Genomic DNA, 14,290 nt, shown 5'->3' with positions numbered 1-14,290 from the left:
TAAAAAACCGCCGCCGAAAATGGGCGACGGTTTAATGGCAGAGCTTAGGATACGTGCTGCAGGAACTCGCGCAGACGGTCGCTCGGCGGGTTGGTGATCAGATCGTCCGGGTTGCCATCTTCTGCGATGGTGCCTTTGTCGATAAAGATCAGACGCGAAGCCACTTTTTGGGCGAAACCGACTTCGTGCGTCACGATGACCATCGTCATGCCTTCTTCCGCCAGATCCTGCATCACTTTCAGTACTTCGTGACGCAGCTCGGGATCCAGCGCTGAGGTTGGCTCATCAAACAGCATCATCTTCGGTTTCACCGCCAACGCACGCGCAATCGCCACGCGCTGCTGCTGACCACCGGAAAGCTCAGACGGGAAGTGGTGTGCACGCTCGGCGAGGCCCACTTTACCCAGCAGCTCACGCGCCAGCTTATGCGCTTCCTCTTTCTTCGTACCACGCACGCGAATCGGACCAAAGGCGACGTTATCCAGCGCGCTCATCTGTGGGAACAGATGGAACTGCTGGAACACCATGCCTGCTTCCTGACGAATCAGTCGCTCATCCACTTTCGGATCATTGACCTTCATACCATCGACGATCAGCTCGCCGGTGGTGATCTCTTCCAGCTTGTTGATGCAGCGCAGCAGCGTGGATTTACCGGAACCGGAAGGTCCGATAATCACCACCACTTCGCCTTGATTAATCTTCAGGTTGATGTTGTGCAGAACCTGAGTCTGGCCGAAATTCTTCGAGACGTTTTTAAATTCAATCACAGAATTTTCATCCTTTTCTCAATACGGCGCAGCACAAAGCTCAACACCAACGTAATAACCAAATAGATAATGGCAACGGCGCTCCAGATCTCCAGCGCGCGGAAGTTACCGGCAATGATCTCCTGACCCTGACGCGTCAGTTCGGCCACGCCAATCACGATAAACAGCGACGTATCTTTGATGCTGACAATCCACTGATTACCCAGCGGTGGCAGCATACGGCGCAGGGCCAGCGGCATGATCACATAACGCAGGGTCTCGCGGCGCGACAGACCCAGCGCCAGACCCGCTTCACGGAAGCCTTTATTAATCGACAGTACCGCACCGCGCGTGATTTCCGCGATATAAGCGCCGGAGTTGATCATGATGGTGACCACCGCCGCGCTGAACGGATCGATACGCAGATCCGGGAAAGCCATCGGCAGGGCGAAGTAGATAAACATCACCTGAACCACGATTGGCGTGCCGCGAATCAGTTCGATGAAGACTAAGGCGATGTTGTTGGTGATCCAGCCGCCGTAGGCGCGGGCAAAACCGGCAACTAAACCGATAATTAAACCGCCGACCAGGCCGAGGACCGAGATCAGCAGGGTCATTTTGGCGCCTTCGATTAAAATCGGCAGGGCAGGCCAAATGACGCTCCAGTCAAACTCCATGGTGTGACTCCAAAATCTGTTGCGTGGAAATGTAAAAAGCAGGGAGTGTCAGGCTCCCTGCTGGAAAAATCGGCTCAGGCCGCAATTATTTTGGTTCAGTACCGAACCATTTTTTATAGATGGTGTTGTAAGTGCCGTTATCGCGCAGAGTTTTCAGGGCGCCGTTCACTTTTTCACGCAGGTCGTCGCTGCCTTTCGGGAACGCGATGCCATACTGCTGCGCTTCAATTGACTCGCCTACCGCTTTGAAGCGGCCTTTACCGGCGGTGTTGATGAAGTACAGGATGTTCGGCGTATCGTGCAGCACGGCGTCAGCACGGTTAGTGCCTAACTCCATGTACGCGTTGTCGATGTTAGGGAACTGGCGCAGGTCTTTAGACTTGATGTGCGCTTTGGCGTAATCCACCGAACCGGTGCCGCTCTTCACCGCCACCACTTTGCCGTTCAGATCGTCAATGCTCTTAACGTCTTTTTCATTCTCGCGCACCATCACCAGCAGGCCGCTTTTGTAGTAGCCGTCAGAGAACTCGATGGCTTTTTTACGTTCTTCGGTGATGGTGATACCCGCCAGCGCCAGGTCAATGTTTTTGGTTTGCAGCGCAGGAATGATGCCGCTGAAGTCCATTGGCTTGAAGGCGTAATCCAGTTTCAGTTCTTTCGCTATGGCATCCCACAGATCGATGTCAAAACCGACGTATTTATCGCCTTGTTTGAACTCAAAGGGAACGAATGCGGTGTCGGTTGCGACGATCAGTTTTTTGTCTGCTGCGGTGGAGGAAAGCGAGAAGGCCAGCGCCAGCGCGGCCACGGAGACTTTAATCAATGACTTCATCATTTTTTTCCTTATTACCCCTCAGGCCTGGTGGCCCGATGTACGGCCTATCATATGAAAAAATTATGCCAACTTTTCATTTTGCTCGAAATCAGTAGTTTTAAGCACTTGCTGACACGATTTTGCGCAGAAGAAAAGTTTTGCACCTTATTGGTGCTTCATTTTGGTGCGTGGTGCTGTTGTGGTGCAGGCACAGTGTGCACCAAGGGCGGGGAGAGCGAAAGAAGGGATTAAGGAAATGTTAACAACGTCAAAAAAAGCACCACAATGTTACAGACGTAAAAAAAGGCGGGATAACCCGCCTTCGTTATAACACTGAAATTTATTCAATATTCGATTCGATAAACCACAGGAATTTATCCAGATCGCGCGATGCCGCAGTGAAGATGTCAGCGGTATCTTCATCGCTGACTTCAGTGATAGCTTTACGCGTGTCATTCGCCACAATCGCATAGCGATCGGCCAGCGCTTTCAGGTGATCCTGCACGCTGTGAATGTTCAACGGATAGCTTTTCAGTGGTGTTTTATCGTTGACGATCTGAGTGGTACCCAGCGCCACGCCGCCTAGCTGAACTACACGTTCAGCGATAGTGTCCTGGTGATCGGTAATGGCGGTACGGAAACCATCCAGCATCTCATGTACGCCAATAAAGTTGGCGCCACGCATGTTCCAGTGCGCCTGCTTGGTGATCAGCGACAGGTCAATAAACTCCACTACCAGACGGTTGAGCACCTCGATGGTCGCTTTTTTATCGCTGTCAGCGACGTCATTACGGGTGTAAATCAGATCAGACGATTTAGTTTTAACCAGTTTTGCGGTACTCATCATTAATGTCCTCTTATTGATGGTTGTCCTAATCAAGCACGGAAATAAGTATAGCAGCAGTTTTTTAACTTGCAGGGTTGATTAAATCAATGACAGGAATAGATAAACCTTAATATTGCTCAGGGATTGTGCATCTTGACGATTATTTCAGTTAAAACAGATGCTTGTGAGGTATGTTAATTATTTATTAAACGTGTTGCAAAATAATAACGGAAAAATCTTAATACCGCGTTAAAAATGATAATGAGAATGCTTCTATATTTAGCCTGCCGCGCAGCAGGCTGAATTATTGAATATTTATTGCGGATGCGTAATGTCGACTTCGCTTATTTTTGCGCTTTTTTGTTTCATGGTGAGCGTTGAACCGGCCGAGGCGATGATGATCGCCAGCAGCGCAATCCACTGCTTCAGCGTCAATAGCTCGCCCAGGAATAACATGCCTGATAACGCCGCCATCGCCGGTTCCAGACTCATTAAGGTACCAAAAATGCGTGCCGGCAGTCGTGTCAGCGCCATCATCTCTAAAGAATAGGGAATGGCGCTGGAGAGCAGGGCGATCAGCAGTGCCAGCGGCAATACTTCCCAATGCCAGATGCCCGGCGCGGCAAAGGTCAGGCCGAGCGGCACAAAAATCACCGAGGCAATTAGCGAACCCATCGCCACCGTCGCCGGACCATGCTCCGCGCCGGCACGCTGTCCTGCAAGGATGTACACCGCCCAGCAGGCACCCGCGCCTACCGCCAGCAACGCACCGAGCGGATCGATATGACTCATCCCTTCACCGATGGGCAACAGGAACCACAAACCCGCCACCGCCAGCAACACCCAAAGAAAATCAAGCGGACGACGCGCGCCGATCAACGCCAAAGTCAGCGGACCCAAAAACTCCAATCCGACGGCAACGCCCAGCGGCACGGTGCGAATCGCTAAATAGAAGAGATAGTTCATGCAGCCCAGCGCCAAGCCGTACATCAGCAGCGGTTTGCGCTGCTCGCGCGTGAAGCGCAAACGCCAGGGTTTAAAGATAATGCAGAGAATCAGGGTGCCAAGACCAAGACGCAGCGCGGTAATGCCGGTGGCGCCAACGGTGGAAAACATCGATTTTGCCAGTGAAGCGCCGCCCTGTAGTGAGAGCATGGCAATCAGCAGCACAGCAATAGGGAACAACACCGGGGCCATATTTTTGGTCGTCAGAGGGGCAGACATCCTGTAATCCATTCCTTTTATTTATTAACAGTAGAGCAACAAGCGCTCAGTGTAATGGAATCTCAGGCAAATAAGGAGACGCGAATCGGGGAAATAAAACGCGCTGACAGGTCAGAATTTGGCCATTTTTAGTGCCATTTCCGTAAAGAAACGTCAGGTTAGTTTAGGAATTTACTTAAAGGCATTTTTTGTGATCGTTATTTATGTTGCAGGAATATGATGCTTTTTATAAGTAAAATGAATGACATAGGAAACTTCATTAACTTTCTGTTACACCAAACAATCTGTTAGACAACAAAATGCGGGCAGAGTTTCTTGCTGTTTTTTGTTATATTTAAAGCGTTGTCAGGAGAGAAGTATATTCACATTTGAGGTGGTTATGAAAAAAATTGCATGTCTTTCAGCATTGGCTTGTGTACTTGCAGTTTCTGCAGGTTCTGCCATGGCACAAAGCACCGTTACCGGTGGTTACGCTCAGAGCGATTATCAAGGCGTTGCTAACAAAGCAAACGGCTTCAACCTGAAATATCGTTACGAAGACGGTACTAACCCACTGGGTTGGATCGGTTCTTTCACCTATACCGAAAAAGATCGTACTGATGCTGGCGCTTATAACAAAGCTCAGTACTACGGCATCACCGGTGGTCCTGCTTACCGTCTGAACGACTGGGCGAGCATCTACGGTGTTGTTGGTGTGGGCTACGGTAAATACCAGCAGAACGACAATTCAGTACGTTCTAAGTCTGATTCAAGCGACTACGGTTTCTCTTACGGTGCGGGCATGCAGTTCAACCCAATCGAAAACATCGCCGTTGACGTGGGTTACGAGCAGAGCCGTATCCGCAACGTTGACGTTGGCACCTGGATTGCTGGCGTAGGTTACAGCTTCTAAGTTCTTGCTTAGACCAGTTGCACAATAAACGGTCCTTCGGGACCGTTTTTTTATGGGCGCGATTAACGATTTACCTGCCGCCAGAAACACAAAGCCCGCTACATGAGCGGGCTTTATTGGAATTTGTATGCGTCAGGAACGTTAGCCGCGCCAGATTAGTTTTGGGCACGGACGTTCAACCAGCTGTTTGCCGGTGAGCTTTTCAATCAGCATCAAGCGCAGCGCAAACGGCGAGCGGGTCAACAGGCACAGCAGCGATTTCAGCTCAAAAGCCGGTTTGCTTTGTTCAGCCTGGAAACATTTGCCACAGTCGAGGCAGTTTTTCATGGTAGTCATGTTCACCTCCCGAGTGAATGACGACATTTCTTTGTAGCCTTTATAAGCTATTCGCTTACATTATCAACAAAGATAGCACTGGCTATACTCTTTAGCCAACACTATTTAGGAAAAATTTGTGCTTATTTGTGCCTGGTTTACAATGGGCGCAGCCAGCCCGCACCGCAGGTAAAGTGCGGCAGATAATAAAGAGGAAGTTAGATGAGTCGTCGTGCAAAAATCGCCACCAACATGCCCCAGGGCCCGCTAAAAGAGATAGAGGAGCATGTCGAAGGATTTCGTCAGGTGCGCGAGGCGCATCGTCGTGAGCTGATCGATGACTACGTTGAATTAATTTCTGATTTGATTCGTGAATTTGGCGAAGCGCGTCAGGTGGATATGGCTGCACGTTTGGGGGTTTCCCAGCCGACAGTGGCGAAAATGTTAAAGCGTCTTGGCACCACCGGCTTGGTTGAGCAAGTGCCTTATCGCGGTGTATTCCTCACCGCCGAAGGCGAGAAGCTGGCTGAAGCGAGCCGCGTCCGCCATCATATTGTTGAAACTTTCCTGTTGGCGCTGGGCGTTAGCCCGGAAACCGCGCGCCGTGATTCAGAAGGCCTGGAGCATCACGTCAGTGATGAAACTCTGGCCGTGTTCCAGAAATTCTACGAGAATCGCTAACTACAAGGCCTTCCGCCATCATGCCCAATCTGCTTCGTTCTTTTATGCGCGATCGTATTTTGCATTTGTTGTTGCTGTTGGGTGTGATAATGTTGCCGCTGGCGAATTTCCGCTGGTCGCAACTGCCTTCCGCTGTGGACTGGCATACCATCATGACGCTCACCGGCTTACTGGTGCTGACCAAGGGGCTGGAAAACAGCGGCTATTTTGATGTGCTCGGCGCACGTCTGATTCAGCGTTTTCAGCATGAACGCGCATTGGCGTTATTCATGGTGTGCGCCGCCGCGTTGCTCTCCACTTTTCTCACCAACGATGTTGCGCTGTTTATTCTGGTGCCGCTGACGCTGACGCTGCGTAAATTCTCGCGGCTGCCCATTTCGCGCCTGATCATTTTCGAAGCCTTGGCAGTGAACGCGGGTTCCTTACTGACGCCGGTTGGTAACCCGCAAAACATTCTGCTGTGGAGTCACGGCACGCTTAGCGTGCCCGGTTTCATTGCGCAGATGGCGCCGCTGGCGGCATTTTTACTGCTTTCGCTGATGGCGTTAACCTGGTGGAGTTTCCCGGCGCGCGCGATCCAAAAGCATGAGCAGAGTGAAACTCAGGCGTGGCGCAAACCGTTGTTCACGATTAGCGTGCTGCTGTATATCGTATTTATCGTCGCGCTCGAGCTGAAAATGACCGGCTGGGCGCTGCTGCTGGTGGCGGCCTGTTTCCTGATCATGGCGCGCAGCGTGTTGATCAGCATCGACTGGAGTTTGCTGCTGGTGTTCGTGGCGATGTTTATCGATGTCTTCCTGTTGATGCATTTGTCCTGGCTGCAGCCTCACTTTGCCGCTATCGGTCAGCTAGGCGAGGGCGGAATCTATTTGCTGGCGATTGGCTTGTCGCAATTCATTAGTAACGTTCCCGCCACCATTCTGCTTTTGCAGAAAGTGCCACCGTCGGAGGTGCTGGCGTGGGCGGTGAATATCGGCGGATTTGGCTTATTGCCGGGTTCGCTCGCCAACCTGATTGCCTTGCGGATGGCGCAGGACGCGCGCGTTTGGTGGCGTTTCCACTTGTTTTCCATCCCGATGCTGGCCTGGTCGATGTTAGGCGGATGGCTGCTGTTACACCTCATGCGTTAGCACCGTGCCAATGTCGGCTTGTGTAAAGTTGCATTGGCATTTGTCAATTTCCCATCTAAGGTTATGTTGACCGTTTTTGCCCGGGAATCGGGACAACTGCCTACGATGAAAAATTATGGAAAACCAGAATCAACCGTCTGAACGCGATCAGCAGGATCCGCAAAAAACCGCCAATACCCATCAAGATAACAACGAACCAGAACGTAAACGTCCCGGAAAGAAACCACTGATTTTTCTCGCCATTGTGGTGGTGATTATGATCGTGGTGGGATTATGGTTTTGGCTCACCACGCGCAATATCGAAAGCACGGATGATGCCTTTACCGAAGGCAATGCGGTGACCATCGCGCCGAAAGCAGCCGGATATGTGGTCAAGCTGCTGGTGCATGATAACCAGCGCGTGAAGCAGGGCGATTTGCTGGTGGAGATCGATGCGCGCGACAGTGAAGCGCAGCGCGATCAGGCCAAAGCCCAGCTTGGCTTGGCGCAGGCGCAGCTGCATCAGGCGCAGGCGCAGTTAGCCTTGTCCCGCGTGCAGTATCCGGCACAGCGCGATCAAGCTCTCGCCGATCAGGCCAAAGCGCAGGCCAATTTGCTTAACGCCCAGGCCGATTATCGTCGCCAGCGCGGTGTTGATCCGCGTGCCACTTCACAGCGCAATATTGATACTGCCGCCGCGCAATTGCGTTCGGCTGAAGCGCAACTGCAAAGCGCTAAGGCGCAGGTTGAAGTGGCTTCTCAGGTGAAGCTGCAAATCCGCCAGCAGGAAACCAATGTGGAAGCGCGTGAGCAGCAGGTTGAGCAGGCGCAGGCGCAGCTCAACACCGCCGAATTGAATCTCTCATATACCCAGGTTCGCGCACCTTACGATGGCTTTGTCACCAAGCGTAACGTGCAACTCGGCACGCTGGTTCAGGCTGGCAGCGCGCTGTTCTCGCTGGTTTCGCCTGAAATCTGGATTAATGCCAATTTCAAAGAGTCACAGCTGGCGCGCATGAAGCCGGGTAATAAAGTGGAAATCAGTGTCGATGCCTGGCCGGATATGAAGCTGGAAGGACATGTGGATAGCGTGCAGATGGGATCAGGTTCCCGTTTCTCCACCTTCCCGGCGGAAAACGCCACCGGCAACTACGTGAAAATCGTGCAGCGCGTGCCGGTGAAAATCGTTATCGATAAAGGATTGGATCCCAATCATCCGCTGCCGCTGGGCTTGTCGGTTGAGCCGAAGGTCACAGTGGAATGAGTGCGAGCGAAAGCTGGCGTCCGGCCAGCAATCCGTGGCTGGTCGCCATTACGGTGACGCTGGCGGTGTTTATGGAGATCCTCGACACCACCATCGTCAACGTCGCGCTGCCACACATTGCCGGTTCGCTCTCCTCCAGCTACGACGAATCGACCTGGGTTTTAACCTCTTATCTGGTGGCGAACGGCATCGTGTTGCCCATTTCGGCGTTCTTCAGCCGCCTTTTTGGCCGCAAGCAGTTCTTCCTGATTTGCATCGTGATGTTCACCATCTGCTCCTTCCTGTGCGGCATCGCAACGGAGCTGTGGCAGATCATTCTGTTCCGCATCCTGCAGGGCTTTTTTGGCGGCGGATTGCAGCCGGTACAGCAATCGGTGCTGCTCGATTACTTCAAAGCGGAAGATCGCGGCAAAGCCTTTGGTCTATCGTCGATTGCGATTATCGTCGCGCCGGTGATTGGTCCGACGCTGGGCGGCTGGATCACCGACAACTACAGCTGGCGCTGGGTGTTCTTCATTAATATTCCAGTCGGTATTTTGACGGTAATGGCAATTTACCAGCTGCTGGAAGATCCGCCGTGGGAGCGCAAGTGGGATAAAGGCCGCCTGAAGATCGACTACATTGGCATCAGCCTGATCACGCTGGGACTTGGCTGTTTGCAGGTGTTCCTCGATCGTGGCGAAGATGAAGATTGGTTTGCCTCGCACTTCATTCGCCTGTTCGCCATGCTGGCGGTGATCGGCATTATCGGCGCCATTTATTGGCTGCTGTATGCACGCAAACCGGTGGTCGATCTTAGCGTAATGAAGGATCGTAACTTCTGGGTGGCGGGCTTGCTGATGGCGGGCATGGCGATGATTTTGTACGGCAGTTCGGTGGTACTTCCCCAACTGGCGCAGCAGGATCTCGGTTACACCGCAACCTGGTCGGGGCTGGTGCTGTCGCCCGGCGCAATATTGATTGTGCTGACGATACCCATCGTGCTGAAGCTGATGCCGATTGTGCAAACGCGCTACATTATCGCATTCGGCTTCACCTGCCTTGCCAGCGCCTTCTTCTATTCCACCCGGCTTACGCCCAACGTTGATTTCACCACGCTGGTGTTAATGCGCAGCGCGCAGTCGATTGGCCTTGGCTTCCTGTTTGTGCCGCTGACCACCATTGCGTTCATCACCGTGCCGCAGCGATTAAACGCCGATGCGTCGGCGCTGTTCACCATGTTCCGTAACGTCGCGGGTTCGATCGGAATTTCGCTGTCGACGGCGGGCATTACCGAACGCATGCAGACGCGATCGGCCAACATGGTGCACAACATGTCGCCGCTCAATGAGCCTTACAATCTCACGCTGCAGCATTGGGCTGATTCGATCCGTAATTTCACCACCGCAGTGGGCGATCCGCTGGTGCTGGCGAGCGGGCAGCTCTACCAGGAGATGATCGCGCAGGCCCGTATTCTGGCGTACATCGACGTATTTACGGGCCTGAGTATCGTGGCGTTGCTATTGATTCCATTTTGTTGGTTGCTTTCGCCGATCAAGAGCGAAGGCAGTGCAGGAGCACATTAAAATGAGTAAGTTTTCGCGCTCTACGCCGTCACTGACGTTGCTGGCGCTGTCACTGTTGCTGGCCGGATGCGCCGTAGGACCTGATTATCAGCCGCCGCAGGCGCACACGCCGGGCGGTTACCATGATTTGCCTTCACAGCAAGCGTCTAAGCCGCTGGCGGCAGCGACCAATCCGCTGTGGTGGAAAAGCTTTAACGATCCGCAGCTTGATAGCCTGATTGAGCGCGCTATTGCCGGCAACTTAACGCTGCAACAATCGGTGCTGCGTATTGCCGGGGCGCGTGAGCAGCTGGCGCAGGCGCGCGGTGGGTTATTCCCTTCGCTTAACGGCTCGGCAAAAGTGACCCGTCAGCAGCTCGGTTTAAAAGGCTTGCTGAAATCCAACGGCGTTTATGACCAGGTTGATAGCGATGTCGCCAGCCAGCTCAACGGTTTAGACCATTCCGTCACCCTGTATCAGGGCAGCTTTGACGCCAGCTGGGAGCTGGATCTATGGGGCAAAGTACGCCGCCAGATGGAAGCCGCGGATGCTCAGCAGCAGGCGGCCATTGAGCAACGCAACGATGCGCTGGTCTCGCTGGAAGCCGAAGTGGCGCGCGCCTATCTGCAATTGCGCGGTTCGCAGGCGGTGCTGGCGACCTTGCAGCAGCAAATTGAGGTCGCGCAGCAAACCTGGGAACTGACAAAGAGCCAGCAGCAAAACGGCTTAGCGCCGACCACGGATGTGGAAAATGCCCGCGCGCAATTAGCCTCGCTGAATGCGCAGCTGCCGCAATATCAGGCGCAGCAGTTGCAGGCGATGAACGGTTTGGCGGTGCTGCTGGGTAAAACACCGGGCGCACTGGATAACGAATTGATGAACAAAAAACCGCTGCCTGATTTGCCGAAATTGGTGCCGGTGGGCATTCCGTCAACGCTGGCGCGCCGACGTCCGGATATTCGCCAGGCTGAAGCCACGCTGCATGCGCAGACCGCGAATATTGGCGTATCCGTTGCCGAGCTGTTCCCCAGCTTGTCGCTCACCGGGCAACTGGGCGTGCGAAATACCGATGCCAGCTATCTGGATGACTGGAGCAGCCACTTCTTCAGCGTTGGTCCGTCGCTGTCGATTCCAATTTTTCAGGGCGGCCGTTTAGTCTCCAGCGTAAAACTGGCGCGCGCGCAGCAAGCCAGCGCGGCGCTCGATTATCGGCAAACGGTATTAACTGCGCTGCAGGATGTGGAGAACGCGTTGGTCAGTTATCGCGCCGATCAGCAGCAGGTTATAGCGCTGGATGAAACCACCGGCGCACTGCAACGTGCATTTGATTTGGCCAGCGACAGTTATCGTCAGGGTATTTCCACCTTCCTCGATGTATTAGATGCGCAGCGACAACTGGCGCAAGCTAAAGCGCAATCGACACAGGCGCGGATGCAAAGTGCACTTGATTTAGTGGCGTTATATAAAGCGCTGGGCGGTGGCTGGGAACCTTATCAAAACGTCAATTTGCCAGACTATTCTGTGTTTGGTCCCGCAACGGAAGTGCATTAATTTCCCTTAGCAGCCGGTTAAACACCGGCTTTTTTTATCGGCACGATATGAAAAAATGAGATTCTTCTCTCATCCCGGGCAATATAATAATCCGTGATGACATCAGGTTTTACGTTACACCATTAATCCTTGCTTACCATTATGCTCACTAATGCTGCAGCGCGTAATAGCCGCTAAATGATTGTTTATTACCTGGGAATATTGCTTTGAAATCGATTCCAGTTGCTACATATGGAACACATTACGGTTGTTAATTCAGGGTTAATTAAAGCGGTTATCCGCGTTTTAAACCCTAACGTAAGAAATATGTAAGCAACTTCAGATTAATCCGGGCAATAAAATTAATTTATTTTTTTATTTGAATTAGGTAATCTTGCCACTACAGTTTATTTAACCCCCTTAAGCAAGGACATTGTGATGAGTGACGCATTTAAAGTTCTGAACAACATTCGCACATTACGTGCACAGGCTCGTGAACTGCCATTGAGCGATCTGGAAGAAATTCTGGAAAAATTAACGGTTGTCGTGACTGAACGTCGTGACGAAGTAAACGCTGAAGAAGCGCAGAACCGCGAAAAAGAAGAGAAGCTGTCTAAATATCGCGAAATGCTGCTGGCTGATGGTATTGACCCGAACGAATTACTGGGCGCTCTGGAAGTTGGTAAAAAACGCGCTAAGCGTGCACCACGCCCGGCAAAATATTCCTACACCGACGAAAACGGTGAAGTAAAATCTTGGACCGGTCAGGGCCGTACACCAGCAGCGATTAAAAAAGCGCTGGATTCAGGTAAAAGCCTCGACACTTTCCTGATCAAATAATCCGCACAATCCTTGTAAGTGGGAGCCGGGGGCAAATGCCCCCGGCTTTTTTGTTGTTTTTATTTCTTTATGAGCAACAACACCTTTAGCCCAACGTAACGTCTGCCTCTGGCGCAGAGGTGGCGTCCGGGTGCCCGCTTCTGGCATAATGCCCGCTGTTTTTTCCTCCACTGCGTAACAAAGGTCAATGCCGTGTTAGTTTCCAGCAATATCACCATGCAGTTCGGCAGTAAGCCGCTGTTCGAAAATATCTCCGTTAAATTTGGCGGCGGTAATCGTTACGGTTTAATCGGTGCGAACGGCAGCGGTAAATCTACCTTTATGAAAATACTGGGCGGCGATTTGGCGCCAACGGGTGGAAATGTTTCCCTCGACCCAAATGAGCGTATCGGTAAGTTACGTCAGGACCAATTTGCCTTCGAGCAATATAGTGTGCTGGACACCGTGATCATGGGCCACAATGAATTGTGGGCAGTGAAGCAAGAGCGTGACCGTATATATGCATTGCCAGAAATGAGCGAAGAGGAAGGCTATAAAGTGGCCGACCTTGAAGTCGAATACGGCGAGATGGACGGTTACAGTTCAGAATCACGTGCCGGTGAATTATTACTGGGCGTTGGCATTCCTGTGGAGCAGCATTACGGTCCGATGAGCGAAATTGCGCCGGGCTGGAAATTGCGTGTCCTTTTAGCGCAGGCATTATTTGCCAATCCTGATATTTTGTTGCTCGATGAACCGACCAACAACCTGGATATCGATACCATTCGTTGGTTGGAGCAAGTGCTCAACGAACGTAACAGCACCATGATCATCATTTCGCATGACCGTCACTTCCTGAATATGGTGTGCACGCACATGGCGGATCTGGATTACGGTGAACTGCGCGTTTATCCGGGTAATTATGACGAATATATGACCGCGGCTACCCAGTCACGCGAACGTTTATTATCGGATAACGCCAAGAAGAAAGCGCAAATTGCCGATCTGCAATCGTTTGTTAGCCGTTTTAGCGCCAACGCCTCTAAATCGCGTCAGGCGACTTCGCGTGCCAAACAGATTGATAAAATTAAGCTGGAAGAAGTTAAAGCCTCCAGCCGTCAAAACCCGTTTATCCGTTTTGATCAGGATAAGAAGCTGTTCCGTAATGCGCTGGAAGTTGAAGCGCTGACCAAAGGTTTTGATAACGGTCCGCTGTTTAATAAACTCAACCTGATGTTAGAAGTCGGCGAGAAATTGGCGATTCTCGGTGCCAATGGTATCGGTAAAACTACGCTGCTGAAAACGCTGGTCGGTGAACATACGCCGGATAGCGGCACAGTGAAATGGTCTGAGAATGCGCGCATTGGTTATTACGGCCAGGATCACGCGGAAGACTTCGCTGACGATCTGACGGTATTCGACTGGATGAGCCAGTGGAAGCAGGAAGGCGATGACGAACAGGCGGTGCGCAGTATTCTTGGTCGTCTGCTATTTGGTCACGACGAGATCAACAAGCCCGCTAAGGTGCTGTCCGGTGGTGAGAAGGGTCGCATGCTATTTGGCAAGCTGATGATGCAAAAGCCAAACATCCTGATCATGGATGAACCGACTAACCACCTGGATATGGAATCGATCGAGTCGCTCAACATGGCGCTGGAGATGTACGAAGGCACCCTGATTTTCGTCTCGCACGACCGTGAGTTTGTTAGCTCGCTGGCTACCCGCGTGATGGAGATGAAAGCCGATCGTATTATCGACTTCACCGGTAACTATGAAGATTACCTGCGCAGCCAGGGTATTGTTTAATTGTGAAAAACCAGGTGCGCATGAATGCGCACCCTACGAAAA

14 protein-coding genes are annotated in these 14,290 nt (G+C 52.1%); 8 read left to right on the top strand and 6 right to left on the bottom strand.

Features of this window, described 5'->3' with window-relative positions; translation table 11 throughout:
* Positions 1-44: 44 nt before the first annotated feature.
* From glnQ to rhtA, 5 genes are all read right to left on the bottom strand, one after another.
* Positions 45-767, bottom strand: a complete 723-nt coding sequence (gene glnQ / locus PZBJ_RS02445; protein WP_101761016.1) for a glutamine ABC transporter ATP-binding protein GlnQ — start codon at positions 765-767, stop codon at positions 45-47.
* Complete coding sequence (glnP, locus tag PZBJ_RS02440) at positions 764-1,423, bottom strand: glutamine ABC transporter permease GlnP (protein ID WP_007887744.1); 660 nt, start codon at positions 1,421-1,423, stop codon at positions 764-766. The genes glnQ and glnP overlap by 4 nt, the downstream gene beginning before the upstream one ends.
* A gap of 85 nt (positions 1,424-1,508) precedes the next feature.
* Positions 1,509-2,255, bottom strand: coding sequence for a glutamine ABC transporter substrate-binding protein GlnH (gene glnH / locus PZBJ_RS02435; RefSeq protein ID WP_036647919.1), 747 nt, complete (start codon positions 2,253-2,255; stop codon positions 1,509-1,511).
* Positions 2,256-2,577: 322 nt separating this feature from the next.
* Complete coding sequence (dps, locus tag PZBJ_RS02430) at positions 2,578-3,081, bottom strand: DNA starvation/stationary phase protection protein Dps (RefSeq protein ID WP_036620516.1); 504 nt, start codon at positions 3,079-3,081, stop codon at positions 2,578-2,580.
* 297 nt (positions 3,082-3,378) lie between these two features.
* Entirely contained in the window at positions 3,379-4,287 is a 909-nt protein-coding gene (rhtA, locus tag PZBJ_RS02425) for a threonine/homoserine exporter RhtA (protein ID WP_101761015.1), read from the bottom strand.
* Positions 4,288-4,666: 379 nt separating this feature from the next.
* Between rhtA and ompX the strand changes: the two genes are divergently transcribed.
* On the top strand, positions 4,667-5,179 hold the full coding sequence (gene ompX, locus PZBJ_RS02420; protein WP_101761014.1) for an outer membrane protein OmpX: 513 nt from the start codon (positions 4,667-4,669) through the stop codon (positions 5,177-5,179).
* 141 nt (positions 5,180-5,320) lie between these two features.
* On the opposite strand, the gene PZBJ_RS02415 is transcribed toward ompX, so the two are convergent.
* A complete protein-coding gene (locus tag PZBJ_RS02415; protein WP_101761013.1) occupies positions 5,321-5,515 on the bottom strand; it encodes a hypothetical protein in 195 nt (64 codons plus the stop codon).
* Between the two features lie 201 nt (positions 5,516-5,716).
* On the opposite strand from PZBJ_RS02415, the gene mntR reads away from it, so the two are divergent.
* From mntR to PZBJ_RS02380, 7 genes are all read left to right on the top strand, one after another.
* On the top strand, positions 5,717-6,175 hold the full coding sequence (gene mntR, locus PZBJ_RS02410; protein ID WP_101761012.1) for a manganese-binding transcriptional regulator MntR: 459 nt from the start codon (positions 5,717-5,719) through the stop codon (positions 6,173-6,175).
* 20 nt (positions 6,176-6,195) lie between these two features.
* Positions 6,196-7,305, top strand: coding sequence for an SLC13 family permease (locus PZBJ_RS02405; RefSeq protein WP_101761011.1), 1,110 nt, complete (start codon positions 6,196-6,198; stop codon positions 7,303-7,305).
* A 115-nt stretch (positions 7,306-7,420) separates the two neighbouring features.
* Complete coding sequence (locus tag PZBJ_RS02400; RefSeq protein ID WP_101761010.1) at positions 7,421-8,548, top strand: HlyD family secretion protein; 1,128 nt, start codon at positions 7,421-7,423, stop codon at positions 8,546-8,548.
* Positions 8,545-10,113 (top strand): DHA2 family efflux MFS transporter permease subunit, encoded by a 1,569-nt coding sequence (locus PZBJ_RS02395; protein ID WP_101761009.1) that lies wholly within the window; start codon positions 8,545-8,547, stop codon positions 10,111-10,113. The genes PZBJ_RS02400 and PZBJ_RS02395 overlap by 4 nt, the downstream gene beginning before the upstream one ends.
* Before the next feature lies 1 nt (position 10,114).
* Positions 10,115-11,644 carry an efflux transporter outer membrane subunit gene (locus tag PZBJ_RS02390; RefSeq protein ID WP_101761008.1) on the top strand — a complete coding sequence of 510 codons (1,530 nt, stop codon included), beginning with the start codon at positions 10,115-10,117 and terminating at the stop codon, positions 11,642-11,644.
* Positions 11,645-12,061: 417 nt separating this feature from the next.
* Positions 12,062-12,463 (top strand): H-NS family histone-like protein, encoded by a 402-nt coding sequence (locus PZBJ_RS02385; protein WP_101761007.1) that lies wholly within the window; start codon positions 12,062-12,064, stop codon positions 12,461-12,463.
* A gap of 192 nt (positions 12,464-12,655) precedes the next feature.
* Positions 12,656-14,248, top strand: a complete 1,593-nt coding sequence (locus tag PZBJ_RS02380) for an ABC-F family ATPase (RefSeq protein ID WP_064741202.1) — start codon at positions 12,656-12,658, stop codon at positions 14,246-14,248.
* Positions 14,249-14,290 lie beyond the last annotated feature (42 nt).

The organism is Pantoea endophytica (assembly GCF_002858935.1).
GTDB lineage: Bacteria > Pseudomonadota > Gammaproteobacteria > Enterobacterales > Enterobacteriaceae > Pantoea > Pantoea leporis.
Note: the sequence above shows the minus strand (reverse complement) of the source record. Positions and strands in the feature narration are given on the sequence as shown.